23 protein-coding genes are annotated in these 25,229 nt (G+C 72.9%); 11 read left to right on the top strand and 12 right to left on the bottom strand.

Translation table 11 applies throughout. The features are described 5' to 3' along the window. The first annotated feature begins 48 nt into the window (after positions 1–48). From ACIRRH_RS02050 to ACIRRH_RS02030, 5 genes are all read left to right on the top strand, one after another. Complete coding sequence (locus ACIRRH_RS02050; protein ID WP_403060362.1) at positions 49–1,959, top strand: helix-turn-helix domain-containing protein; 1,911 nt, start codon at positions 49–51, stop codon at positions 1,957–1,959. A 169-nt stretch (positions 1,960–2,128) separates the two neighbouring features. Next, entirely contained in the window at positions 2,129–2,899 is a 771-nt protein-coding gene (lipB, locus tag ACIRRH_RS02045) for a lipoyl(octanoyl) transferase LipB (protein WP_374120090.1), read from the top strand. Positions 2,900–3,067: 168 nt separating this feature from the next. Continuing rightward, a complete protein-coding gene (gene lipA, locus ACIRRH_RS02040; protein ID WP_224283948.1) occupies positions 3,068–4,021 on the top strand; it encodes a lipoyl synthase in 954 nt (317 codons plus the stop codon). Between the two features lie 173 nt (positions 4,022–4,194). Next, positions 4,195–4,398: a hypothetical protein gene (locus tag ACIRRH_RS02035; protein ID WP_403060359.1), complete on the top strand. Its 204-nt coding sequence runs from the start codon at positions 4,195–4,197 to the stop codon at positions 4,396–4,398. A 165-nt stretch (positions 4,399–4,563) separates the two neighbouring features. Beyond that, positions 4,564–5,262, top strand: a complete 699-nt coding sequence (locus ACIRRH_RS02030) for a DUF4191 domain-containing protein (RefSeq protein ID WP_403061075.1) — start codon at positions 4,564–4,566, stop codon at positions 5,260–5,262. A 79-nt stretch (positions 5,263–5,341) separates the two neighbouring features. Here ACIRRH_RS02030 and ACIRRH_RS02025 read toward each other — a convergent pair whose 3' ends face one another. Further along, positions 5,342–5,809 (bottom strand): RDD family protein, encoded by a 468-nt coding sequence (locus ACIRRH_RS02025; RefSeq protein ID WP_403060357.1) that lies wholly within the window; start codon positions 5,807–5,809, stop codon positions 5,342–5,344. 275 nt (positions 5,810–6,084) lie between these two features. Between ACIRRH_RS02025 and glnA the strand changes: the two genes are divergently transcribed. Further along, on the top strand, positions 6,085–7,497 hold the full coding sequence (gene glnA, locus ACIRRH_RS02020; RefSeq protein WP_224283945.1) for a type I glutamate--ammonia ligase: 1,413 nt from the start codon (positions 6,085–6,087) through the stop codon (positions 7,495–7,497). 124 nt (positions 7,498–7,621) lie between these two features. On the opposite strand, the gene ACIRRH_RS02015 is transcribed toward glnA, so the two are convergent. From ACIRRH_RS02015 to ACIRRH_RS02000, 4 genes are all read right to left on the bottom strand, one after another. Beyond that, the gene (locus tag ACIRRH_RS02015; RefSeq protein ID WP_403060354.1) at positions 7,622–8,236 is read right to left on the bottom strand and encodes a phosphatase PAP2 family protein; all 615 of its coding nucleotides are present in this window, start codon (positions 8,234–8,236) and stop codon (positions 7,622–7,624) included. Continuing rightward, complete coding sequence (locus ACIRRH_RS02010; RefSeq protein ID WP_403061072.1) at positions 8,229–9,620, bottom strand: diacylglycerol/lipid kinase family protein; 1,392 nt, start codon at positions 9,618–9,620, stop codon at positions 8,229–8,231. The genes ACIRRH_RS02015 and ACIRRH_RS02010 overlap by 8 nt, the downstream gene beginning before the upstream one ends. 483 nt (positions 9,621–10,103) lie before the next feature. Continuing rightward, a complete protein-coding gene (locus ACIRRH_RS02005) occupies positions 10,104–11,201 on the bottom strand; it encodes a PP2C family protein-serine/threonine phosphatase (RefSeq protein WP_403060351.1) in 1,098 nt (365 codons plus the stop codon). Positions 11,202–11,357: 156 nt separating this feature from the next. After that, entirely contained in the window at positions 11,358–12,575 is a 1,218-nt protein-coding gene (locus ACIRRH_RS02000) for a cytochrome P450 (RefSeq protein WP_403060348.1), read from the bottom strand. Positions 12,576–12,756: 181 nt separating this feature from the next. Between ACIRRH_RS02000 and ACIRRH_RS01995 the strand changes: the two genes are divergently transcribed. Then, positions 12,757–13,113 carry an arsenate reductase family protein gene (locus tag ACIRRH_RS01995; RefSeq protein WP_403060346.1) on the top strand — a complete coding sequence of 119 codons (357 nt, stop codon included), beginning with the start codon at positions 12,757–12,759 and terminating at the stop codon, positions 13,111–13,113. A gap of 23 nt (positions 13,114–13,136) precedes the next feature. On the opposite strand, the gene ACIRRH_RS01990 is transcribed toward ACIRRH_RS01995, so the two are convergent. Next, on the bottom strand, positions 13,137–13,607 hold the full coding sequence (locus ACIRRH_RS01990; RefSeq protein WP_403060343.1) for a pyridoxamine 5'-phosphate oxidase family protein: 471 nt from the start codon (positions 13,605–13,607) through the stop codon (positions 13,137–13,139). Between the two features lie 125 nt (positions 13,608–13,732). Between ACIRRH_RS01990 and ACIRRH_RS01985 the strand changes: the two genes are divergently transcribed. Next, positions 13,733–14,281: a DUF1697 domain-containing protein gene (locus tag ACIRRH_RS01985; protein ID WP_403060340.1), complete on the top strand. Its 549-nt coding sequence runs from the start codon at positions 13,733–13,735 to the stop codon at positions 14,279–14,281. 195 nt (positions 14,282–14,476) lie between these two features. After that, positions 14,477–15,040 (top strand): FHA domain-containing protein, encoded by a 564-nt coding sequence (locus ACIRRH_RS01980; protein ID WP_403060337.1) that lies wholly within the window; start codon positions 14,477–14,479, stop codon positions 15,038–15,040. Between the two features lie 40 nt (positions 15,041–15,080). On the opposite strand, the gene ACIRRH_RS01975 is transcribed toward ACIRRH_RS01980, so the two are convergent. Further along, the gene (locus ACIRRH_RS01975; protein ID WP_403060334.1) at positions 15,081–16,043 is read right to left on the bottom strand and encodes a DUF1152 domain-containing protein; all 963 of its coding nucleotides are present in this window, start codon (positions 16,041–16,043) and stop codon (positions 15,081–15,083) included. A gap of 82 nt (positions 16,044–16,125) precedes the next feature. Between ACIRRH_RS01975 and ACIRRH_RS01970 the strand changes: the two genes are divergently transcribed. Continuing rightward, positions 16,126–16,719, top strand: a complete 594-nt coding sequence (locus ACIRRH_RS01970; protein ID WP_403060331.1) for a DUF6891 domain-containing protein — start codon at positions 16,126–16,128, stop codon at positions 16,717–16,719. Between the two features lie 52 nt (positions 16,720–16,771). On the opposite strand, the gene ACIRRH_RS01965 is transcribed toward ACIRRH_RS01970, so the two are convergent. From ACIRRH_RS01965 to ACIRRH_RS01955, 3 genes are all read right to left on the bottom strand, one after another. After that, positions 16,772–17,173, bottom strand: a complete 402-nt coding sequence (locus ACIRRH_RS01965; RefSeq protein WP_403060328.1) for a hypothetical protein — start codon at positions 17,171–17,173, stop codon at positions 16,772–16,774. A 240-nt stretch (positions 17,174–17,413) separates the two neighbouring features. Further along, the gene (locus tag ACIRRH_RS01960) at positions 17,414–18,232 is read right to left on the bottom strand and encodes a hemerythrin domain-containing protein (RefSeq protein WP_403060325.1); all 819 of its coding nucleotides are present in this window, start codon (positions 18,230–18,232) and stop codon (positions 17,414–17,416) included. A 282-nt stretch (positions 18,233–18,514) separates the two neighbouring features. Further along, positions 18,515–19,573: an alpha/beta hydrolase gene (locus ACIRRH_RS01955; RefSeq protein WP_403060322.1), complete on the bottom strand. Its 1,059-nt coding sequence runs from the start codon at positions 19,571–19,573 to the stop codon at positions 18,515–18,517. A gap of 394 nt (positions 19,574–19,967) precedes the next feature. On the opposite strand from ACIRRH_RS01955, the gene ACIRRH_RS01950 reads away from it, so the two are divergent. After that, positions 19,968–20,711, top strand: coding sequence for an SDR family oxidoreductase (locus tag ACIRRH_RS01950; protein ID WP_403060319.1), 744 nt, complete (start codon positions 19,968–19,970; stop codon positions 20,709–20,711). A 134-nt stretch (positions 20,712–20,845) separates the two neighbouring features. On the opposite strand, the gene ACIRRH_RS01945 is transcribed toward ACIRRH_RS01950, so the two are convergent. After that, positions 20,846–22,609, bottom strand: coding sequence for a carbohydrate-binding module family 20 domain-containing protein (locus tag ACIRRH_RS01945; protein WP_403060316.1), 1,764 nt, complete (start codon positions 22,607–22,609; stop codon positions 20,846–20,848). Between the two features lie 269 nt (positions 22,610–22,878). Beyond that, positions 22,879–25,206: a M4 family metallopeptidase gene (locus ACIRRH_RS01940; RefSeq protein WP_403060313.1), complete on the bottom strand. Its 2,328-nt coding sequence runs from the start codon at positions 25,204–25,206 to the stop codon at positions 22,879–22,881. Positions 25,207–25,229 lie beyond the last annotated feature (23 nt).

Raw genomic sequence — 25,229 nt, 5'->3', positions numbered from 1 at the left:
GCGCTTTCTCGGAACCGACGGAACCGACGCCGATTGGCAGCACGCACCATGAACCACCCTCACGAAAGCGCCGCGCCCGCGCTGCGGCGGCTGCTCGACCTGCTCGCCTCCGGCGCCGCCACCGAGGACTTCGCCGACGTGCTGGCCGACGCCCGCCGCCGCGGGGCGTCGGCCGCCGTCCTCGCCGAGATCGACGACGCCACCTGGCAGGCCCTGCGGGTCCATCGCACCCTGCGTCAACACCGGCGCCGCGAAGCCGAGTTGACCGCCCTGTTCGACACCGCCGGGGACCTCGCCGCCTCCCGGGACCTGGACACCGTGCTCCAGGCGATCGTCCGCCGGGCCCGGCTGCTGCTCGGCACCGACACCGCCTACCTGACCCTGCCGGACGAGGCCGCCGGCGACACCTACATGCGGGTCACCGACGGCTCGGTCTCCGTCCTGTTCCAGACCCTGCGACTGAGCCTCGGTGACGGCCTGGGCGGGCTGGTCGCACAGACCGCCCGCCCCTACGCCACCCCCGACTACCGCACCGACGAGCGCTTCCACCACACCGGCACGATCGACGCGGGCGTGCTGGACGAGGGCCTGGTGGCGATCATCGGGGTCCCGCTGCTGCTCGGCGGGCAGGTCATCGGCGTGCTGTTCGCCGCCGACCGCACGCCGCGCGCCTTCTCCCCCGACCAGGTCGCGCTGCTCTGCTCGCTGGCCGCGCACGCCGCGATCGCCCTGGACACCGCCAAGTCCCTGGCCGACACCCGGGCCGCGCTCGCCGAGCTGAACGCCGCCAACGAGCTGGTCCGGGCCCACTCCGCCGCCGTCCAGCGCGCCGAGCAGGCACACGACCGGCTCACCGACCTGGTGCTGCGCGGCGCCGAGGTCCCGGACGTCGCCGCCGCCGTCGCCGCCCTGCTGGGCGGGGAGATAGCGGTCCTGGACGCCGAGGGCGAGCCGCTGGCCGGACGTTCCGCACCCGCCGCCGAACTGGCCGAGGCGGTCGCCGCCTCCCGCGCCGAGGGCCGGTCCGTACGGCACGGCGAGCAGTGGGTCTGCGCGGTGCTGGCCGGGCACGACGCGCTCGGCACCATGGTGCTGCGCGGCCGGCCCGACCTCGACGACGCCGACCGGCGGCTGTTCGAGCGGGCCAGCGTGGTCACCGCGCTGCTCCTGCTGCTGCGCCGCTCGGTCGCCGAGACCGAGAACCGGGTCCGCGGCGAACTGCTCACCGACCTGCTGACCGCCCCCGAACGCGACCCGGCCGGGCTCACCGCGCGCGGCCGCCGGCTCGGCGTCGACCTCGCCCGGCCGCACCTGGTGCTGGTCGCGGAACCGGCCGACGGGAAGGACGAGGACCGGGGCCGGCTGGCCGGCGCGGCCCGGCGCTACCTGTTCGGCTCGCGGGGCGTCAGCGCCGAGCACGCCGAGACGGTGGTGCTGCTGGCACCCGTCGAGACCGGCAGCACCGACGACCCCGAAGGGACCGCCCGGCAGGCCGCCGAGCGGCTGGCCCGGCTGGCCGGGTTCCCGGTCACCGTCGGCGCGGGCCGCCCGGCTGCCGGCCCGGCCGCGCTGGCCGCCTCCTACGGCGAGGGCCTGCGCTGCGTCCGGGCGCTGCGGGTACTCGGCCGCGCCGGGGAGGGCGCCTCCGCCCGCGCGCTCGGATTCCTCGGCGTGCTGCTCGGCGACGGCCACGACGTGGACGGCTTCGTCGGCGCGACGCTCGGCCCGCTGCTGGCGTACGACGCCCGGCGCGGCACCGAGCTGGTCCGCACCCTGCGCGCCTACTTCGACTGCGGCGGCAGCCTGACCCGGGCCAAGGACGAGCTGCACGTCCACGTGAACACCGTGGTCCAGCGGCTGGACCGGGTCGAGGCGCTGCTCGGACGGGACTGGAACCAGCCGGAGCGGTCGCTGGAGCTCCAGCTCGCGCTGCGGTTGCAGCTGCTCGCGCGGAGCTGAGCGGGGCAGTGGTCCGCGGGGAGCCGAGCCGGCGGTGACGGCTGCTCGCGGGCGGCTGTTCGCGGGCGGCTGAAGGGGTTCGGGCAGGCTGGGCGTACAGTGGCGAGGTTGGTCTCGAACGCCTGGCAAGGAGCGCAAGACGGTGAGCGAGAACGTGCGTTTTGTTCGCATGGGCATAGGTGAGCGGACCGTGCCCTACCAGGAGGCCTGGGAGGAACAGCAGCGGCTGCACGCGCTGCGGGTCGCGGACGAGATCCCCGACACCGTCCTGCTCCTGGAGCACCAGTCGGTGTACACCATGGGCAAGCGCACCAACCCCGCCGACCTCCCGCTGGACGGCACCCCGGTGGTCGAGGTCAACCGGGGCGGCGAGATCACCTGGCACGGCCCCGGCCAGCTGGTCGGCTACCCGATCGTCAAGCTGCCCGACCCGATCGACGTCATCGCCTACGTTCGCCGGCTGGAGGAGGCGCTGATCCGCACCGCCGGCGAGTTCGGCATCGGGTCCACCCGGGTCGAGGGCCGCAGCGGGGTCTGGGTGCTGGGCGAGTCCATCCCGGACGCCGTGGTGGACCCGGCCCAGGTGGTGGACATCGGCAAGCTGACCCTGCGGATGGGCCTGCCCCTGGGCATCGACCCGCGGCTGGCCGGCCCCGAGTACGCGCCCTCCAACGCCGGTCAGCGCGGGGACGACCGCAAGCTCGCCGCGATCGGCGTGCGGGTCGCCCGCGGGGTGACCATGCACGGCTTCGCGCTCAACTGCGACCCGGACATGACCTGGTTCGACAAGATCGTCCCGTGCGGCATCCGGGACGCGGGCGTCGCCTCGCTCACCGGCGAGCTGAAGCGTGGACTGCCGGTCGCCGAGGCGGCGCCGGTGGTCGAGCGGCACCTGGCGGAGGTCCTGGCCGAACTGCCGGAGCCGGCGCCGAGCCGCTGAACACCGCCGGCCCCCTACCCTTGACGGCCGCCGGAAGTCCCGGCGGCCGCTGGGAATCTACTGGCCGGTAGCCGTGTTGCCCTGCAATTGCCGGGCGACAGGCCCGGCGAAGGCCGTACAACCACAGGCGTACCCTGGGGGTACCCCGTCTAGTTCTAGGAGTCGCACGTGTCCGCTGTCGCGCCCGACGGCAGGAAGCTTCTCCGCCTGGAGGTCCGCAACAGCGAGACCCCCATCGAGCGGAAGCCCGAGTGGATCAAGACCCGCGCGAAGATGGGCCCGGAGTACAACGCCCTCCAGTCGCTGGTGAAGAAGGAGGGGCTGCACACGGTCTGCCAGGAGGCCGGCTGCCCCAACATCTTCGAGTGCTGGGAGGACCGCGAGGCGACCTTCCTCATCGGCGGTGACCAGTGCACCCGCCGCTGCGACTTCTGCCAGATCGACACCGGCAAGCCCGCCGAGTTCGACCGCGACGAACCGCGCCGGGTCGCCGAGTCCATCGTCACCATGGACCTCAACTACGCCACCATCACCGGCGTCGCCCGCGACGACCTGGAGGACGGCGGCGCCTGGCTGTACGCCGAGACCGTGCGCCAGGTGCACGCGATGACCGCCGGCCGCGAGGCCGGCCGCACCGGCGTCGAGCTGCTCATCCCCGACTTCAACGCGGTGCCCGAGCAGCTGGCCGAGGTCTTCTCCTCCCGTCCCGAGGTGCTCGCGCACAACGTCGAGACGGTGCCGCGGATCTTCAAGCGGATCCGCCCGGCGTTCCGCTACGAGCGCTCGCTGGACGTCATCACCCAGGCCCGCGCGGCCGGGCTGGTGACCAAGTCCAATCTGATCCTGGGCATGGGCGAGACCCGCGAGGAGGTCAGCCAGGCGCTGGCCGACCTGGTCGGCGCCGGCTGCGAGCTGATCACCATCACCCAGTACCTGCGCCCCTCGCTGCGCCACCACCCGGTGGAGCGCTGGGTGAAGCCGCAGGAGTTCGTCGAGCTCCAGCAGGAGGCCGAGGAGCTGGGCTTCGCGGGCGTCATGTCGGGCCCGCTGGTGCGGTCCTCGTACCGGGCCGGCCGGCTGTACCGGCAGGCGCTGGAGCGGCGCGAGCAGGCCGCCGTCTGACGGTCCCCCGACCGGTTCAAGCCATGGGAAGGGCGGAGCTTCGGCTCCGCCCTTTGGCGTCACCATGCTTTGACTGCCTGGTCACGGGCTGGTAACACGGAGTGGGGACTCTGGACGCCTGGTGAGCGTTCGATTCTTCTCAGCCATCTCAGCCAGGAGAGGAGCTGTTCTGCATGCGGATGCGGATCCGGTCGATGGGGGTGGCCCTGCGGTTCGCCGAGAGCGTGCTGCTGGCCCCCGGCCAGCAGCACGCCCGTCGCAACGCGTGGGCGGCGGTGTGCGAGAACCGCCGGTACGCGGCGGACCGCCGGCACGACGACGCGGCGGCGGGGACGGCAGGGGCGGCGGGGGCGGTGAGCCGACCGGTACGGCGATGAGGCGTCGGCGCCGCTCCGCACGACGGGGGTGAGCACCCCTACGTCGCTCTGCGCGACGGCCGCACGGCCCCGGCGTCGCTGTGCGCGACGGCGTGCGGGCGCACGGGTCACGGTTGGGGCGAACGGGTACCCGGGCTTGGATATCCCGCACCCGTGCCACGTACCATGAGCGTTATGGCGAGGGAAACATCCGAGAACCCCGGACGGCTGAAGCAGATCCGTCTGGCGTACACCATGACCAAGAAGGTCGACACCAAGATCGGCCTGATCATCGCCGGCGTCGGCCTGCTGACCTTCGGCGTGTTCCTCGCCATCGGCTTCGCGATCGAGCACCCTGTCTACCTGGGCATCCTGGGCTTCATCGTGGCCGTGCTGGCCATGGCGATCGTCTTCGGGCGCCGGGCCGAGCGCGCCGCGTTCGGGCAGATGGAGGGGCAGCCGGGCGCCGTCGCGGCGGTGCTGAACAACATCCGGCGCGGCTGGAGCTCCAACACCACCCCGGTCGCGGTCACCCGTAACCAGGACGCGGTCTACCGTGCCGTGGGCCGGGCCGGCATCGCGCTGATCGGCGAGGGCAACCCGAACCGGGTTCGCCAGCTGCTGGCCTCCGAGAAGAAGAAGATGGCCCGCGTGGTCGGCGACGTGCCGGTGCACGACATCGTGGTGGGCAACGGCGAGGGCGAGATCCCGCTGAAGAAGCTCCAGATCCACCTGATGCGCCTGCCCCGCGCCATCACCGCCGCCCAGGTCACCGAGACCAACGACCGCCTGCGCGCGCTGGGCGACCTGCTCTCCAAGGCGCCGATCCCCAAGGGCCCGATGCCGAAGGGCGCCCGGATGCCCAAGGGCGGCCAGGCCCGCTGATCCCCCTCCCCTGACGACACGAGAACGGCCCCGCCGCGGAAGCTCCGCGGCGGGGCCGTTCGGCGTCTCGGGACCGGCGCTAGATCCGGACCTCGACGGTACCGACCGCCTTGTCGTGCAGACCGCGGGTGTCGCGGTCCCAGACCAGCGGCGGCACCACCAGGCAGAGCAGCAGGGTGCGCAGCAGGACCTGCGGGATGGTCGCGCGGCGGCCGTCCAGGCGGACCACCCGGAGGCCGAACAGCCGCTTGCCGACCGTCGTACCGGTGGTGGACAGCAGCAGGGCCGCGACGACGAAGTACAGCGGGCTGGTCCACAGGTTGGCCTCGGCCTGGTCGCCGCGGGCGATCAGCCCGTACGAGATCAGGGCGACGAGCCAGCCGTCCACGAACAGGGCGCCGATCCGGCGGCCGGGGCCGGCGATCGAGCCGGGGCCGTCCTTGGGCAGCCCGAGGCGCTCGCCGCGGTGGCCGAAGTCGGCGCCCATCTTCTCGGCGGCCGCCCGGGGGCCGTCGATCCACGATCCCAACGCTTCTCTGGTGTCCACGAATCCACACTAACCGGGCCGACGGCGTGCACTGCCACCGGCTCCCCTCCGGCCGGGGCATCGCCCCCGGCCGGGTGAATCGTCGTTCCGGGGGCTTTCCAAGTGGTCCAGACCACTTGCGGGAGGGCGCCCAGCTCGGCGGGGCGATTTGTACCGTCCAGTACGTCTTTGCCACCCGTCCGGCGGTCGTGGTTAACATCTAGGAAACGAGCGGGTCACCGACTGGAAACGACCCATTCCTATGGTGAGCCCAATTCGCACGCCGAGGAGGATGGATGTTCAACAACGCCGCCGAAGTGAAGCAGTTCATCCAGGACAACGACGTGAAGTTCGTCGACGTCCGTTTCTGCGACCTGCCGGGCGTCTTGCAGCACTTCTCCGTACCTGCGGCGACCTTCGATCCGTCCGAGATCCTGATGTTCGACGGCTCGTCGATCCGCGGCTTCCAGGCCATCCACGAGTCCGACATGGCCCTCGTGCCGGACCTTGCCACGGCCCGCCTCGACCCGTTCCGGGCCGAGAAGCACCTCAACATCAACTTCTTCATCCAGGACCCGGTCACCGGCGAGGCGTACAGCCGCGACCCGCGCAACGTCGCCAGGAAGGCCGAGGCCTACCTGGCCTCCTCCGGCATCGCCGACACCGCGTTCTTCGGGCCCGAGGCCGAGTTCTACGTCTTCGACTCGGTCCGCTTCGAGACCAGCGCCAACGCGTCCTTCTACCACATCGACTCGGAGGCCGGCGCCTGGAACACCGGCGCCGCCGAGGGCGACGTGCGCGGCTACAAGGTCAAGTACAAGGGCGGGTACTTCCCCGTCCCGCCGGTCGACCACTTCGCCGACCTGCGCGCCGAGATGTCGCTGGAGCTCGCCAAGGCCGGGCTGGAGGTCGAGCGCCAGCACCACGAGGTCGGCACCGCCGGCCAGGCCGAGATCAACTACAAGTTCAACACCCTGCTGCACGCCGCCGACGACCTGATGCTGTTCAAGTACATCATCAAGAACGTCGCCTGGCGCAACGGCAAGACCGCCACCTTCATGCCCAAGCCGATCTTCGGCGACAACGGCTCGGGCATGCACGTCCACCAGTCCCTGTGGAGCGAGGGCACGCCGCTCTTCTACGACGAGCAGGGCTACGCCGGGCTCTCCGACACCGCCCGCTACTACATCGGCGGCCTGCTGCGGCACGCCCCCTCGCTGCTGGCCTTCACCAACCCCTCGGTGAACTCCTACCACCGCCTGGTGCCGGGCTTCGAGGCGCCGGTCAACCTGGTCTACTCGCAGCGCAACCGCTCCGCCGCGATCCGCATCCCGATCACCGGCTCCAACGCCAAGGCCAAGCGCATCGAGTTCCGCGCCCCCGACCCGGCCTCCAACCCCTACCTGGCCTTCTCGGCCATGCTGATGGCCGGCCTCGACGGCATCCGCAACAAGATCGAGCCGCTGGAGCCGGTCGACAAGGACCTCTACGAGCTGGCCCCCGAGGAACACGCCAACGTCCCCCAGGTGCCCTCCTCCCTCCCCGCCGTCCTGGAGGCCCTGGAAGCCGACCACGAGTACCTCCTCGCCGGCAACGTCTTCACCTCGGACCTCATCGAGACCTGGATCGACTACAAGCGCACCAACGAGATCGCCCCGATCGCCCTCCGCCCCCACCCGCACGAGTTCGAGCTCTACTACGACCTCTAGAAACCCCGCTGCCTGCGGGAACGGGCAGGGACCGGTGCCGGGTGGCGCCGGTCCCTGCCGGGTTGTGGGGAGCCGCCGCGCGCGGGGTACCGGGCGATCCCGGACGGGCCGGTGCGCGGCCCGCTCACTCCAGGAGGCCCGGCGGCACGGTCCGGACGACGGCCAGGGAGGCCACCGCGGCCGCGAAGCCGAGCAGCGCGCCGGCCGCGACGTCGCCCGGGTAGTGCACCCCGGTGTGGACCCGGGAGTAGCCGACCGCCACCGCCAGCGCGCCGAGCGGCACCGCCAGCGGCGGCAGCAGCACGCCGACCGCGGTGGCGAAGGCCGTCGCCGAGGCCGTGTGCCCGGAGGGGAAGGAGGCCGATTCCGGCATCGGCACCTGCCGGCCGACGACCACCCTGGCCTCCACCCGGTCGGGCCGGGGCCGGTGGACCAGCTGCTTGCCGACCAGGTTCGCCGCCACCGAGGCCAGCGCCACCGCACCGGCCCCGGCCACCGCCGCCCGCCGGGGGCGGCCGGGCTGCAGGGCGAGGAGCACGGCGACGGACAGCGAGATCTTCGAGCGGTCGGCGGCCCGGGAGAGCCGGCGCAGCGCGGAGTCCAGGGCCGGGGTGGGGGTGGCGGCGACGGCCGCGTAGACGGCCCCGTCGATCGCCCGCAGGTCGGTGAGCACGGCTTCGACGGCCGAGGGCGGGGCCGGCGGGACGGGCGGGGCGACGTCGTGGTGCGGGTCAGTCACGGGTCGGCCCCTCGGCGGTCGGGTCGGAGCTGCGGCCGGCGGTCCGGCCGGTCCGGTCGGTGCGGCCGAACGCGAGGGCGGCCAGCCGGCGCCAGGTCACCGGCGGCGCAGGGGCGGGAACGCCGGGGCGGTCTCGCGGCACCAGGACCCGCAGGGCCCGCGGGCGCAGCGTGCACACCACCGGTACCGGTATCCGCAGCGCCTCGCCGTCGACCGCCACCGGGATCTCGTCCTCGTCCGCGCTCACCTCCACCCGCCGCGCGGTCAGCGCCGTCACCCCAGTGGACTGCGCGCCGCGCACGGCCAGGTCCGCAGCCTGCGCCGCACCCTCCATCCGGACACCCAGCACGCCGAGCCGGCCGCCGTCGAGCCGGGGGCGGCGGCCGGCCATGCCGAGGTCGTCGGCCGAGCCGTACGGGTTGTTGCTGACCAGCAGCGCCTGCTGAGCGGTGAGCGCGGTGGCGTCGACCCGGGCGTCGACGCGCCGCGCGCTCTCGCCGACCAGCAGGTCCGGAAGCAGGTTCAGCGCGGTGCCGGCCTTGGCGTCGCGGTACTCGGGGCGCTGCACGACGTCGGCGTACACCCCGAAGGAGACGGTGTTGACGAAGGCCCGGCCCGCGACCTCGCCGAGGTCGACCCGCAGTTCCTCGCCGTCGGTCAGCGCGTCCAGGCAGCGGGAGGGGTCGGCGCGGTCGAGGCCGAGGTCCGCGGCGAAGTGGTTGCGGGTGCCGGCGGAAACCACCAGGAACGGCAGGTCGTGCTCGGCGGCGACGGCCGCGACCAGCGCCTGGGTGCCGTCGCCGCCCGCCACGCCGAGCAGGTCCGCGCCCTCGGCCACCGCTGTGCGTGCCAGCTCGGCGACATCGGTGGGGACGGACGGGTCGAGCAGGACGACCCGGGCGCCGAGCTCCTCCGCCCGCTCGACCAGCCCGAAGCGGCCGACCTTCCCGCCACCGGACTTCGGGTTCATGATCAGGACCGGCCGCTGCCGCCGGGGCACGGCAGTCGCCCGCATCGGCGGCTCCGGGCGGCCCCGGCGCAGCGCAGCGCGGGCGAGCGCCAACGCGGCGCCCCAGACCAGGACGAGGGCCAGGGCCGTCAGCCACAGCCTGTGGCGGGCGAAGAGCACCAGCACCGCGGCCGGCGCCGCGATCGCGACGAGCAGCCCGAACACCCGGACCGCGCCCCGGTAGGCCAGGAACCACCAGACGCCGACGGCCGAGACGACCAGTCCGAGCAGCCCCGACGCGAGCACCAGCAGCCCGCCCTCCCCCAGCGCGAACAACAGCACCCCCACGCCCCCCACCGCCGCCGCCAGGGCGCAGCGCGCGAGCAGCCGCGCTCCGGCTCCCCCGTCGGTGCCCGACGTCCGTGTTCCGTCGATCTCGTCCTCCCGCACCACGCCCTCGGGGCCCGGCCGGGCCCGGTGTCGTTGCCAGCAGCCTGCGCACTTCCGCACCCGACGGCATTCCGACGGGGCCGTCCGGGTGGCGGGTGACCCGGGGAAGAGCGGTTGCCGGGCCGGGTCGGATGGGTGCATGGCACACAAGGTGAAGGTCACGCCGACCGCGGTGGTGGCCGGGTGGCACGACGGGGAGGGGTTCCGGCGGGCGGGCGCGGGTGCGGCGGCGTTCTACCGGGAGCTGCGGCCGATCAGCGCGGAGTACGACCCGCAGGCGCTGGCGGTGTCGGGACTGGACCGGGCGGCGCTGGAGGCCGGCGGGACCGATCCCGGGGCGGCGATGCGGGAGTTCGGCCGCTGGGTGGAGCGGGCGCGGAGCGGGCCGGGCGGGCAGCGGTACCGGCCGGTGATGGTGGGCTACCCCGCCGTGTACGACTGGCAGTTCCTCTACGGAGTGGGGCGGGGCTACGGGGCGTCCGGCGTGAGGGCGAGGACGGCGAGGTCGTCGGCGAGCAGGCCGGCGTACCGGTGGACGTCCTGGGCCAGGAAGGAGACCACCCGGTCGGGGACGGTGGTCCCGAGGCCGGCGAGCCGGGGGGCCAGCGGGTAGAAGGCGCCGGTGGTGTCGCGGGCCTCGCTGACGCCGTCGGTGTAGAGCAGGACGGTGTGGCCCGGGGGCAGCGCGACGGCGGTCGCCTTGCTGCGCTCGTCGGCGGGGCCGAGGTGGCCGAGGCCGAGCGGGAGCTCGTCGGCGCAGGACACCGGGGCTATGCCGCCGCCGCCGAGGAGCAGCGGGGTGGTGTGGCCGCGGTTGACGATCTCCACGCAGTCCGAGCCGGTCCGGTACTGGAGCAGGACGGCGGTGACGAACAGCTCGTCGTCGCCGCGGTCGGCGGCGTCGCGCAGCACCGCGCGGTCCAGCTGGTCGGCGAGTTCGACCAGCCCGGGGGTGTCGTGCGCGGCCGCCCGGAACGCGCCGAGGACGTCGGCGACGGTGCGGACCGCGCCCAGGCCCTTGCCCCGGACGTCGCCGAGCAGCACCCGCACGCCGAAGCGGGTGTCGCACACCTCGTACAGGTCGCCGCCGACCAGGACGTCGGCCCGGGCCGGGCGGTAGAGGCCGGCCACCCGCAGCCCGCCGACCCGCTCGGGCACCGGGCGCAGCACGGTGCGCTGCAGGGTCTCGGCGACCGTACGGGCCTGGAGCAGGTTGCGGTTCTGCCGGGTGCGCTGCCAGGACAGCGCGGTGCCCATGACGCCGGAGAGCAGGGTGGCGATGTAGACCCAGACGTGGTGCTGCTCGTCCACGTGGCCCGCGCGCAGCGCCAGGGCGAACTGGAGCGCCAGGGAGCCGGCCGTGGTGACGGCGGTCAGCACCGGGCCGTAGCTGAACGCGGCCACCACGGGCAGCGCGGTCAGCAGGAAGCCGGCGGCGACGGCGTGCGGGACGACGGCCTCGGCGACCAGGTCCAGCACCAGCAGGAGCACCGGGAGCCAGGGCACCCACCGCGGCACCTTGGGCTCCAGCGCCGCGGGGCGCGACGGATGGGGTGCTGTGGGCACGGCGGGACCTCCTGGCAGGCGGCCGTTCCGGGTGATCGACCCGGAATGGCCGGTTTCATCCCTCCATGTTCCCGCACGGACGGCCCGGTCACGAACAGCCGAACGTCCTGGTCCACGGGGCCGGAGGAGCCGGTCCCCGGCCCCGGGAACGGAGCGTCAGCGGACGGTCACCGGCAGGGTCTCGTAGCCACGCAGCACCAGGTGGTCGCGCCGGGTGGGGACGCCACCGGGGGCGAGCCGGGGGAAGCGGTCCAGCAGGGCGGGCACCGCGACCTCGGCCTCCAGCCGGGCCAGCTGGGAGCCCAGGCAGAAGTGCGTGCCGCCGCCGAAGCTGAGCGGCTGGCTGTCGGTGCGGGTCGGGTCGAACACCTCGGGGCGCTCGTACCGGGCCGGGTCGTGGTTGGCCGAGCCGATCAGCAGGGTCACCGCGTTGCCGGGCGGGATCGGCAGGCCCTCGATGGCCAGGCCCTCCTCCAGCGCGACCCGCCCGGTGGCCTGGACCGGGGAGTCGAAGCGCAGCACCTCGTCGGTGAACCCGGCCGGGGTGACCGCTCCGCTGCGCAGCCCGGCGGCCGCCTCGGGGTGGCGGAACAGCAGGGACAGGCCGTTGCCGAGCAGGTTGGTGGTGGTCTCGAAGCCGGCCACCAGCAGCAGCACCAGGTTGGCCAGCAGCTCCTGGGCGGAGAGCCGCTCGTCGTCCGCGGCGGCGATCCGGGCCAGGTCGCTGACCAGGTCGTCCTGCGGACGGGCCAGGCGCTCGGCGGCCAGCTCGGTGAAGTACCGGGCCAGCTCGTCGGCGGCCTCGTCGGCGGCGGTCAGCTCGTCCAGGTCCTGGATGATCTCCAGCGCGACGGTCAGGTCCGAGGCGAGGTCGCGGAAGCGGTAGCGGTCCTGCTCGGGGACGCCGAGCAGCTCGCAGATCACCCCGACCGGCAGCCGGAAGGCGAAGGCGTCCATGAAGTCCACCGGCGATCCGTCGGCGCCCTGCTCGGCCATCCCGTCCAGCAGCCGGGCGACCGCCGTCTCCACGGCCGGGCGCAGCGCGGCGACCCGGCGGGCGGTGAACACCGAGGCGATCAGCGAGCGGACCCGGGGCTGGTCGGGGGCGTTGCGCTGGAGGATCGAGCGGCCGAACAGGGCCAGCGAGGAGTGCACCGCGTACTCGGGGGCCAGGCCGGCCATCATCTCGGCGGTCGCGACGCCGAAGGCGGGCGTGCGCAGCACCTTGTTGACCGCCGCGTAGCCGCTCACCACGAACATGCCCTCTCCGGCCGGGGCCACCGGGCCCAGCTCGCGGGCCCTGGCGTACAGCGGGTACGGATCGGTCCTGACCTCCGTGGTCATCAGCTGTTCGATGATCGCCGCGCCGTCCATCCGGCACTCCCCTCCCGAGATCACGCTTCCTGCTCGGTCAACCACCGGTGGGCGCGGCGGAGTTCCCGGGCGGATCGAATCGCGTGCCGGGGCGGCGCCGGCTGCCGGGCGGGGCGGGTCCGGCCGAATCGGGCGCGGCGGGTCCCGGGGCGGGCGGGGACGGCTCGATAGGGTTGCCGGCATGGAGATCTGGATCAACCCGCGGTGCAGCAAGTGCCGGACCGCGCTCGGCGAGCTGGACGACGCCGGCGTCGAGTACACCGTGCGGCGCTACCTGGAGGAGCCGCCGACCGCGGCCGAGCTGAGCAAGGTGCTGGAGCGCCTGGGCCTGGAGCCGTGGGACATCACCCGCACCGACGAGCAGGCCGCGAAGGACCTGGGGATGAAGGACTGGCCCCGGGAGGCGGGTGAGCGGGAGCGCTGGATCGCGGCGATGGCCGAGCACCCGATCCTGATCCAGCGCCCGATCATCACCGCGGACGACGGGCACGCCGTCGTGGCCCGCACCCCCGAGGCCCTCAAGTCCGTTCTGCCGTAGGGCCGGCGGGCCGCTCGGGCCGGTCAGTGGAGCCGGATCTTCTCCACCGGCCGGCCCGGGTGCCAGTTGTGGACGACCAGGTGGTCGCCCTCCAGGGCGGTGTGCACCACCTGGTCGAGCTCCAGCCGGAACGCGTGGAACGGGGTGGGCGGCGGCTCGGGCAGATCGGCGGCGAAGGCGTCGAGTTCGGTCTCGTCGGTGATCTCCACCGCCCGGCCGGAGACCTTCGAGTCCCCGCCGGCCATGGTCTCGTCCCCCGGGTGCGCGTGCAGGGCGAAGCGGGCGTCGCGCTGGAGGTCACGTGCCTTGACCGCGCCGTACATCGACCCGATCCAGAGGTCGGCGCCGACGAAGTCGACCTCCGTCCCGCTCACCCGGGGCGCTCCGTCCTTGCGCAGCGTCGCCAGGACGTGGTGCTTGTTCGCCTCGAACCGGGCCCGGACCAGGGGCGCCAGATCGGGGGCCTCGTGCTCGAAATCCTGCCAGGTAGCCATGGCGCCAGTCTGGCACCCGGCACCGACAACCGCCGTACGCGAACGGGGCGGACGGGGCAGGACGCACGGGACGGGCGGACGAGGAGCACCGGACCGCTGTCGGTGGCCGGTGCCACACTGGCGGGGTGACCACCACGACCACGTACATCGCCTTCCTGCGGGCCATCAACGTCGGCGGCCGGACGGTGAGGATGGAGCGGCTGCGGGCGCTCTTCGCCGAGCTCGGGCTGGGGAACGTCCGCTCCTACATCCAGACCGGCAACGTCTTCTTCACCACCGACGAGCCGGACCGCGCGGCGCTGACCCGGCGGATCGAGGAGCACCTGGAGCAGTCGCTCGGGTACCCGGTGCCGGTGCTGCTGCGCACGGTGGACGAGGTGGCCGACCTGCTCGCCGCCGAACCGTTCCGGGGCGTCGAGGTGACGCCGGACGTCCGGCTCGTCGTCGCCTTCCTCTCCGAGCCGCTGCCTGCCGGGCTGGCCTTCCCCCACCGCTCGCCGAAGGGCGACGTCGAGGTGCTCGGCGCCGGTCCGGGGGCGGCGTACGTCGTGATCCACCTCCAGGACGGCAAGTGGGTCACCAAGGAGATGTTCGGCAAGGCCTACCGGGGCGCGGTCACCTCCCGGTTCCTGCACACCACGGAGAAGATCCTGGCGGCCGCCCGCAAGGTCTGACGGCCCGTACCGCACTCCGGCACGGGCCGGGCGGCCCCCTGGACCGGCCGGACGGCACCCCGGAGCGGGCCTGGCCGCACGACCGGAACGCGCGGAACCGCCCGGCCGGTAAGGGCGTCTGGACTGCCGTGACGTACGAACCCCGCGCACGGCGTGATCTGGACAGCCGGAGTCGGCCGCGCCGACAATTTGGCCATGACGCCTCCTGAGCTCCCCACCGGCGCGGCCGGGCCGACCGGCGCGGTCCGGCCCTCCGACGCCGAACGGGAGCAGGCGCTCGGGGCGCTGCGGGACGGCGCGGGCAGCGGGAGGCTCTCGCACGACACCTTCCTCGGACGGATGGACATCGTCCTGCACGCCACCAGCCGCGGCGAGTTGGACGCGGCGGTGGCCGGGCTGCCGACCGGCGGGCCGGTCGAGCGCTTCATGCTGCGCACGGTCGGCCGGGTCTCCGCCTTCGGCGACCGGCTGGGCCGGGCCTGGCGCACCGAGCGGCTGCCAGGGCTGAGCCTGCCGCAGGCCGGGGCCGGGCAGTTGACGATCGGCCGGCTCCCCGGCTCGGGGCTGCGGCTGCACGACGCCTCGGTGTCCCGGCACCACGCCGAACTGCGGCACGAGCAGGGCGGCTGGGTGCTGTACGACCTCGGCTCGACCAACGGCACGCACGTGAACGGGCGCCGGATAGCGGGCGGCGTACGGGTCCGGCCGGGCGACCAGGTGCGGTTCGGGAACCTGGAGTTCCGGCTCGCCGCGTTCTGACCGGACCCGCCGCCGCCCGGCCCGGGTGCCGTGCCCCGGGTCAGTGCGGGAACTGCCGGGGCGGCCGCTGACGGGGCAGCTCGTCCTGGAACTCCGCGACGACGGTGGCGATCTGGCGGGTCAGCACGGTCTGCTCCAGCCGGTCCAGGTACCGGTGCTCGGCGACCAGCGCATCGACTGTGACGCCGAAGTAGAGCGTCATCAGCGGATTGACGAAGAGCTGCTCGCCCTTGGTCCGCTCGGTGAAGCGGACGTCACCGAACTCGCCGCGCAGCGCCGCCGCCACCGAGCCGTTCACGATGCTGGGGTGTTCCGGGAAGGCGGCCCGGGCGTGCTCGACGGCGTCCAGGTACAGCACCCCCTCCCGGCTGTCGCGCGGGATGGAGAAGGCCCCGAGGTAGCCTCCGGCCCGGTCGAGCGCGGCGAGGTTCTCCAGCACCAGGGAGTGGTTGACGCCGTGGTGGGCGTCGATGCCGAAGCCGAGGCAGGCGACCAGCCGCTCGGGCACGTCGGACAGGCCGGCCACCGCGGCCAGGCTCGCCATGTCCTCCTCCGGGGTGCCGAGCCCGGCCTCGTCGCCGCGCATCAGGATGTCGGTGCCGCCGTCCACCAGCAGGATCGCGTCCACGCCCAGGCGGCCGACCAGCGCGCGGTAGGCCTCGCGCAGCGGCTGCACGCCGACCGTCGGGAAGGCCCACACGGTGTCGGGCATCCCGTGCCGGTTCAGCCAGCGGGCCAGGGTGCGCTCCGGGAAGTAGCCCTCGGGGGCGGCGGTGTCCGGTCCGATCCGGGCCACGTCGGGCTCCGCCCAGACTTCGAGGGGCAGGCCGTAGAGGTGGGTGAAGGAGAGGTTGGCCAGGTGCACCTCCTTGCCCGCGGCCCGCAGGGCGAGGGCGATCGGCAACCCGGCGTACACGTCGAAGCCGCCGCCGGCCCCGGCGACCAGGATGCGCTCGGCGGCCAGCAGCCGGGTGATCAGCGGTGGTTGCAGCAGAGAAGTCACCGGCGGACGGTAGCACCGGGCGGGCTGGCCTCCGCTGACGGCTGTCACTCTCGCTGTCAGTGGCGGGTGCGAGGATTCGGGCATGACCGAGGAGACGGTTCTCACCCCCGACGTGCTGCGCGAAGCCCAGGAGCGGGCCCGCGAGTTGATCCGGTGCGGCTTCCAGGAGCCGGACGAGATAGCCGAGTCCCTGGTCGAGGTCCTCGACGACCAGGGACTGACACAGGAGGAGGCGGAGCGGATCGTCGCTCCGCTGTGGACCGAGCGGCTGGCCGAGCAGGCGTCCTGGCCGGAGACCACCGACGTGGACCGGCTGGCGGACGCCTTCGACGCGCTGGAGGACCAGGGCATCGTCGCGGCAATGGACTTCACCTGCTGTGCGGGCTGCGGCTACGCGGAGATCGGCGGCGAGGCCGGGGAGGATTCGGTCGGCTTCGTCTTCTTCCACCAGCAGGACACCGAGGCGGCGGCCGCCGGGCGGGGGCTGATGCTGCGCTACGGAGGGTTCCGCGCCGGGGAGGAGGCGGCGGAGGTCTCGGAGCGCCGGACGGTGGAGGTCGGGCGGGTGGTGGTCGCCGCGCTGGAGGCGGTCGGGCTCCCGGCGGAGTGGGACGGATCGCCGCACACGGCGATCCGGGTCGCCCCGCTGGAGTGGCTCAACCGCCTGACGGAGTAGGCGCCGGGGAGCGCGTCCTCACTGCCGGGACTGCCGGGGCCGCCGGGGGCGGTCAGTCCCGCTCGACGTGCGCCTCGACGTAGTGGCGCTTCTTCTCCGTCTCGCGCAGGGTGACCCTGACGCTGCCGACGGAGGTCTCGGAGTTCTTGGTGACGGTCTTCTTGGTGTCGCCGATGGTCACCTCGGCCGAGTTGTCGGTGATGTGGCCGACGGTCATGCTCACCGATTTGTCGCCGCCGAAGACCTTGACGGTCTTGGAGTCGTCGTCACCGTCGGTCGTGACGGTGACGGTGCACTTGTGGTCGTCCAGGCAGAGTGCCACGGTGCCCTCACAAGCGGTCAGTCCGGCGCCGAGTATCAGGACGGCGCCGGCGGTGAGGAACGCCGGGCCGCGCCGGAAGCGGGTCCGGAGGCGGGTGCGGTGCGGGTTGGGGGTGCTGCGCTCTGTGGTCATGCCGTCGACGGTAGTACGGCGGGCACGGCCCGTCATCAACCGCCGGCGTGACGCCTCCCCTGGCACGGCCCGGAGCGGCCGGGGCGGCCCGACCCTGAGAGCGATGGGTCGAATCCCTTAGGGGATGTGAACAGTTGACTGTCCGTCTGAAACCGGCGGGCGATCCGGCATATGCCGGAGGCCCGTATCGGAGGCTCATGCCACGCGCGTAGATCCACGGCCCGCAAAAGCGCCCCGGAGTCAGTCGGCGATGCTCCCCAGGCCGCCGAAGCCGAGGCCCGTTCCGGCGCCGGCGGCCGGACCGTCCGCCGGGCCCCACAGCGGCGAGGTGCAGCGCTGGTAAGTGGCGTGCCAGTGCGGCCAGTTGCGGGCCACGTCGTCGTCGCACTCGGCCAGCAGCCGCTCGACCAGCGCGGGCTCCACGCCCTCCAGCAGCCAGGCCAGCGCGTCCGCCATGCCCGGGCCGTCGGCCAGGCGCAGCAGGTCCAGCAGCTCGCCCAGCCCGCCGAGCCGGGAGCCCTCGGCGATCACCCGCTCCATCCGGGGCAGCAGCTGCCGCTCCTCGATCCGCAGGTGGGTCTCCAGCCGGGCCGCCAGGTCCTCCATCGCGTACGCGACCGGCCAGGCGCTGCCGGTGTCCCGGCTGGCGATCCGCACCAGCGTGGTGACCCGGGTGAAGGAGTGGTCCAGGTTGTGGTGGTCGTCCTCCAGCCAGTTGAGCAGCAGCCGCAGCTCGGGCGCGAAGCGGCGCACGATCGGCCAGAGCCGGGTGTCCTGCTGCTCGTGGTGGCAGGTGAGCATCGCGGTCATGAAGTTCCAGTGCCGCAGCAGCGCCTCGCCCTTGTGGTCCTCGTCGGGCTGGAGCAGCCGCAGCGCGTTGGGCAGCCGGGCGAGGTCCCGGCGCATCGCGGCGTGGACCAGGCGCAGGCCGGCGAACCGCGGGGTGACCGGCTCGTCGTCCGCGGCCCGACCGTACGCGTCCGCGCCCAGCGAGTCGGCTCCGGGCCGGGCCTGCGCGGGCACGGTGAGGGTGGACGGGGGCACCAGGTGGATCGACATGGGACTCTCTTCAAGGCTTGGGGCACGGCGGGTGGCGGCGGCCGGTGAGGACCGCCCCAGCCAAGGTGCTCGCAGCTCATCAGAAGCGAATCAATGTCCGATTGACGCGCAGGTCACGGGCCTGCGGACGGGCGCCGGAACTGGGCGGAGACCACCGGCGGCCCGCCCGAACTGGGCGGCGATCACCGGCGGCCCGCCGGAACGGCGCCGGAAGAACAGGACCGCCGGTGCCGGGAGCGCGAACGCGTCCTGGCACCGGCGGTGCGGGTGGGAGCAGGGGCCTCAGTCGGCCGCCGGCCCCGCCAGGTGAGCGGTGAGCCACACCAGGGTGTCCGGGATCATCTTCTTGAAGTCCGAGGTCAGGTGCTTGCCGCCGGGCTGCTCGTGGTACTCGAGGCTCACCGGCGGCACCGCCTTGGCCACCCAGTTCTTGACCACCTTGGTCTCGTACGGGTTGGCGCCGCCCGCGGTGACCAGCATGCTCACGTCGGCCTTGCCCTGGGCGACCAGCACGTCCGGGTTGTTGGCCTCGCGCTCGGCCTCGTGGCCCTTCCACAGCAGCGAGTCCGGTATGAAGTAGCCGTCGATCGGCACCGCGGCCTTGTAGACCTGCGGGTACTGGAGGGCGAGCTTGGCGCTGCAGAAGCCGCCGGTGGAGGCTCCCATCACGCCCCAGCCGTCGCGGCCCTTCACGGTGCGGAAGTTGGCGCGGACGAAGTCCGGGATGTCCTCGGCCATCCAGGTGGCCATCTTGGGCTGACCCGGGATGTCGGAGCAGTCCAGCGCGTTCTTCTCGTCGTTGTTGAAGTTCTGCACGGGCATGATCATGATGAACGGATGGGACTTGCCCTCCTTGACCAGCCGCTCGTTCTCCTCCTGGATCGGCAGCTGGTTGTCGGTCCAGGTGTTGTAGCCGTTGCTCTGGCCACCGGCGAAGAGGGTGAGCACCGGGAAGCCGGTCTTGGCGAACTTGGGGTCGTTGTACTCGGGCGGCAGCCAGACCCAGACCTGGCCGGTGACGCCGGACTTCGCGCCGGTCACCTTGGTCATCATGATCGGGCCGGCACTGGTGTCCCGGACCTTGTTGAGGCCGGCGGCGGGCCCGGTGGGCATCAGCACCTTTCCGGCGGCGGCCGTGGTCGCGCTGACGGTCGCGCCCGGGGTGGTGCCGGTGGCGCTCGGGCTGCCCGCCGAGCTGCTGCTGCCGGCCGGGGTGGCGTTCGCCGTGGCGCCGCCCCCCTTCCCACCGCCGGAACTCCCGCAGGCCGCGAGCGAGGCGGCCAGGGCGAGCACGGCGGCGCCGGACAGGACGGCGCGGGAACGGGACGACTGCCTAAGCACGGTGAGGACTCTCCGACCGATGTCGCGCCCGGTCCGTCTGACCGGGCGGCGGCCCCCCGGTGGGGCCGGACAGGCCCGGGGCACAGCGCTGGAGCGCCCCCCGGAGTGATGGCGCGCCGCCCCTCGCGGGGGTGCGCCTTCCTGCGATCTTATGACGTGGGCCGGGGTGGGCCGGTTGCGAGGTGACCGCCGGAAATCCAATGTTTGTTCGCGATCGGGTAAAGGCCTTCACCGCTCCCCCCGAACGGCGGGGGCCGGATGGCGGGGGTGGCCGCCGGACTCCCGCCGAGCCGTCCGGATTTCGGCGTTTTGACCGGTGACGGCGGCCCGCCGATCCGCGACGATCACGAGGTACGCCCAGGGCCGGCCGGGAACAGTCATCGAGGAGGGTGCCATGAACCAGCGGATCGCCGTCGTCACCGGAGCCGGGAGCGGCGTCGGCCGGGCCGTGGCGGTCGAACTGGCCGCGGCCGGCTGGCGGACGGTGCTGGCAGGCCGGCGGTCCGGGCCGCTGCGGGAGACCGCCCGGCTCTGTGCCGCCCCGGCCGACGTGGTGCCGACCGACGTCACCGCCCCGGCCTCGGTGGACGCGCTGTTCGCCGCGGCCACCGAGCACCACGGCCGGGTGGACCTGCTGTTCAACAACGCCGGCACCTTCGGCCCGGCCGTCCCGGTGGAGGAACTGGCGGTCGAGGACTGGCGGGCCGTGGTCGACCTCAACCTGACCGGCGCCTTCCTCTGCGCCCGGGCCGCGTTCCGGCAGATGAAGGCGCAGGACCCGCAGGGCGGCCGGATCATCAACAACGGCTCGATCTCCGCGCACGTCCCGCGCCCGAACTCGATCGCCTACACCGCGACCAAGCACGCCGTCACCGGCCTGACCAAGTCACTGTCGCTGGACGGCCGCCCGCACCGGATCGCCTGCGGGCAGATCGACATCGGCAACGCGGCGACCGACATGACGGCGGCGATGGGCACGGGCGTGCGGCAGGCGGACGGCCGGATCGCCCCCGAGCCGACCATGGACGTGGCCGACGTGGCACGCACCGTGCGACACATGGCCGGGCTGCCGCTGGAGGCCAACGTGCAGTTCGCCACCGTGATGGCGACGGCCATGCCGTACATCGGCCGGGGGTGACGGACGGGCCGTCACCCCTCGTGCGAGTACCGGTGGCGCAGCGCCCCGCCGCCCCCGCCCGGCCGATGGACGCCGGTGGACGCCGGTGCTCCCGGGTCACGGCCGGATCGCCCGGCCGGACCCGGGACCACGGCTCACGGCCGCCAGGTGTCGTTCAACGTGACCGTCCCGCCCGAGGGCACCGTCGCCGTCCGGTTGGCGCCGGACTCCCAGGTCACCGCACCGCTCGTGTCCTTGCGGACGTACTTGTACTGGAAGGACGTGCCGGCCGGCAGCGACAGCGCCAGCGACCAGACCGGGTAGCCCGCCGAGGAGAGCGGCAGCGCCTTCGCCGGGTCCCAGCCGCCGAGCGCCGCGACGTCGCCGACCACGTAGAGGTTCTGACCGTACGAGGTGGTGGCGTTGACGTTGAACGAGGCACCGGAGACGCTCGCGCCGGACTGGACGTACAGCGCGACCGCGTCGCCCGCGCCGACCGTCGCGGTGAACTGCCCGTTGGCACCCACCTGGTACGTCGGGCCGGTGCAGCCGCCGCCCGGCTGCGGGTCGCCGTGCTGGACGTCGCAGTAGGTGCCGGCCGGCAGCCCGGTCTGGAAGGTCCGGGTGATCGCGCCGCTCTCGTGGTTGATCGCGACGTAGCCCCTGTTGCCGCGGCCGAAGGCGATCGCGTTGTTGCCGTTGGACCACCAGTCGGTCACCCCGGTGCCCGCCACCGCGTTGCGGAAGCCGACCATGTTGGCGACCTGCCGCCAGGCGTGGGTGCAGTTCCAGCCGTCCTGGTAGCAGGCGTTGACGGTGCCGCCGTTCGGCGGGCCGTCGTCCTTGTTGGTGAAGGAGTAGCCGGAGTAGACGTTGGGGGCGCCGTACGGCGAGGCCAGCAGGAAGACGTTGGCCAGCGTGTAGGTGTTGCCGTAGGTGTAGTTGAGGGTGGAGCCGTTGCGCTCGGTGTCCCAGTTGTCGACGAAGCCGCGCGCCTGGCCGCTCGGCAGGTAGCCCCAGGAGGCGCCCCAGCCGCTGAGGTTGGCGAGCTTGTCGGTGGTGAACATCCGCTTGAGGTCGGTGCCGACCCGGAACTCGTCCAGGTCGCCGGTGCCGGTGTACTCGGTCGGCTGGATCGGCTCGCCGGCGCCGTAGATGACCTCCTGGACCCAGTAGGCCTTGGGGTTGGCCATCTTGGCCTTGATCGCCGCGAGGTCGGCGGCGGCGATGTGCTTGGCGGCGTCGACCCGGTAGCCGTCGACGCCGAGCGAGGCCAGGTCGTCCAGGTAGTGCGCGATGGTGGTCTGGACGTACGTGCTGCCGGTGTCCAGGTCGGAGAGGCTCTCCAGCTCGCAGTTCTGGACGTTGGCGCGGTCCTGGTAGTTGGTGATCGGCTGGCGGCAGGAGTGGAAGTCCTGGCTCTGGTACGTGCCGGGGTAGTTGTACTTGGTGTACGCGGTACCGCCGGTGCCGGTGCCGGAACCCGCCGACATGTGGTTGACCACCGCGTCGGCGATCACCTTGACCCCGGCCGCGTGGCAGGCGGCGACCATGTTCCTGAAGGACGTGCGGTCGCCGAGCCGTCCGGCGATCTTGTAGCTGACCGGCTGGTAGGAGGTCCACCACTGCGAACCCTGGATGTGCTCCTGCGGCGGGGAGACCTCGACGAAGCCGTAGCCCTTGGGGCCGAGGGTGGAGGTGCAGGCCTGGGCGACGGAGTCGAAGCGCCACTCGAAGAGGGTGGCGGTGACGTCCTTGCCGTTGTTCGCGGGCGGGGCGGCCTGGGCGGCGGGGGCACCGAGGGAGGTGCCGAGCGAGAGCGCGAGCGCCGCCGAGGCGGCGAGCGCACCGGCCGCGCGGGCGGGCCTGGGGGTCCCCCCGGCCGAAGGCTGGGGGAGGGTGGGGGCGGTGGTGACCACGTCGTCTCCTGGGGGTGGCTGGGGTTGGGACAGCCGGAGGGGGGCGAAGCCATGCAGGAAGTTTCTGCAACTTGCCGGAAACTTGCAGCGCTGAACCTAGAGGTGCCCGAACGGACCGTCAAGACCTTGCTCACGCCCCCGGAGATACGTTTCTGCACCAACGTTTCCGCATCACCCACCACCGGACGGCACGACAAGGGCCCGGCAGCCGTAGCCACCGGGCCCCTCACCTGTCCTGGTTCACCGGCCCCTCAGGAGCCGGACCGGGCTCAGCCGGTCTGGACGGAGGTGTCGTCGATCACGAAGCTCGTCTGGAGCGAGGAGTCCTCGGTCCCGGTGAACTTCACGGTGACCGTCTGGCCCGCGTAGGCCGACAGGTCGAAGGTGCGCTGCTGGTAGCCGGCCGCGGCGTCCACGTTGGAGTAGGTCTTCAGCGTGGTGCCGTTCACCGACACGGTCAGCTTGTCGTACGCGGTGCTGCCCGACTCGGCGGTGTCGATGTGCAGCCAGAAGCTCAGCGTCGCCTTGCAGCCCGAGGGGATGCTCACCGTCTGCGACAGCGAGTCGGTGTGCGAGGAGCCGTAGCCGTCCAGCCACGCCTTCCACGAACCGCTGCGGGCCGGCTGCGAGGTGCTGCTGTTCAGCACGCCGCTGGACGCCGTCCACGGGGCGGCGGTGCCGCTCTCGAAGCCCTCGTTGCCCAGCAGCTGCGCCGGGGTGCAGCTGCCGCCACCGGCGGAGACGGTCCAGGTGAAGCTGGTCGTGCCGGTCTTGCCGGCCGAGTCCTTCGCCGTGACGGTCACGTTGTAGGTGCCCGCGGTGGAGGCGGTGCCGGTGATCGCACCGGAGGAGGAGATCGACAGCCCGGTGGGCAGGCCGGTCGCGCTGTAGGTCAGCGGGGCGGTGCCGCCGGTGGCGTTGATCTGGAGGTTGACCGCGCCGCCCACTGCGGTGGACTGGTTGCCCGGGTTGGTGACGGTGACGCCGCCCGAGGGCGCCGTGCCGACGTTGACGCCCGCCCAGGCGGTGCTGACCGCGGCCAGCTCGGCGCTGCCGGCACCGTACAGGTCGGTGGCCGCCTTCTCCGTCGCGGTGCGCGCCGCGGCGTAGTTGGTGCTGGAGGTCATGTAGGTGGTCAGCGCGCGGTACCAGACGGCCGCGGCCTTGTCCCGGCCGATGCCGGTGACCGAGATGTTGCCCTGGGTCGGCGAGTCGTAGCTGACGCCGTTGATCACCTTCGCGCCGCTGCCCTCGGACAGCAGGTAGAAGAAGTGGTTGGCGACGCCGGACGAGTAGTGGACGTCCTTGTTGCCGACGGTGGAGGACCAGTAGTCGGCCGAGGCGCCGTCCTTGGACGGCTTGTCCATGTAGCGCAGCGGGGTGCCGTTCCCGTTGATGTTGATCAACTCACCGATCAGGTAATCGGGGTTGTCGGTCGGGATGTTGGCGGAGAACTCGACCATCGTGCCGAAGATGTCCGAGGTGGCCTCGTTGAGGCCGCCGGACTCGCCGGAGTAGGTCAGGTTGGCGGTGGCCGAGGTGACGCCGTGGCTCATCTCGTGGCCCGCGACGTCCAGCTCGGTGAGCGGCGCGGTGTTGTTGCTGCCGTCGCCGTACGTCATGCAGAAGCAGGAGTCGTCCCAGAACGCGTTCACGTAGTTGTTGCCGTAGTGGACGCGGCTGTAGGCGCCGACACCGTCGTTGCGGATGCCGTTGCGGCCGAAGGTGTTCTTGTAGTAGTCCCAGGTGGCCGCGACGCCGAAGTGGGCGTCGACCGCGGCGGACTCGCCGTTGTTGACGGTGCCGTCGCCCCAGGTGTCGGTGGACTTGCTGTACAGCGTGCCGGTGCCCGAGGTCCCGTGGTTCAGGTTGGTGGTGTACATCCCACCGCGGGCGCCGTCCTTCATCTGGTACGTCGAACCCGACTGGGTCGTACCGATGGTGACGTTGCCGACGAAGACGCCCTTGCCGGAGCCGGTCTCGATGCCGTCCCACTGCTGGATGACCTGGCCGCTGGTGGCGTCGGTGACGACGTGCATCTTGCTCGGGGTGCCGTCCGACTTGGTGGAGGAGACGACGGTCTCCCAGGCCAGCCGGGGGCTGTTGTCGGCGGCCCAGACCACCAGGCGCGGCGCGGTGTCGACCGCGGCGCCCGACTCGGCGGCGAGCGCGGCGCTCTGCGCGGCCGGCGCGGCCAGCTTCGGCGTGGTGTCCACACCGCTCAGCGTGGCGGTGCTGGCCCGGTCGACGCTCTTGGTCGCACCGGTGGGCGCCTGGTGCACCACCAGGTCCCCACCCAGGACGGGCAGTCCGTTGAGGGTGCGCTCGTACCGCAGGTGGCGGGTGCCGTCCGCGTCCTGGATGACGTCCTTGGTGACCAGCTTCTCCGAGCCGCTCAGGCCCAGGCTCTGGGCGAGGGAGGTGGTCTGCTGGTTCGCGGCGGAGATCAGCTGGGCGCGGTTCGCCTGCTGGGCCGCGACGGCGGCCGGCGCATCCGGCGTGGCCGCCTGGGCGATCACCGGTATGCCGGTGACCAGCAGCGCGGTGGAGGCGGCCATGACAACCGCCGCCTTCCGGGCGTGAGCGTAACGGGACATGCGGACTCCTTTTCCGACCGGCG

The sequence above is a fragment of the Kitasatospora sp. NPDC101235 genome (assembly GCF_044767505.1).
Taxonomy (GTDB): domain Bacteria; phylum Actinomycetota; class Actinomycetes; order Streptomycetales; family Streptomycetaceae; genus Kitasatospora.
The sequence above is the reverse complement of the archived record's forward strand: the minus strand, read 5'-3'. Positions and strand labels throughout refer to the sequence as shown.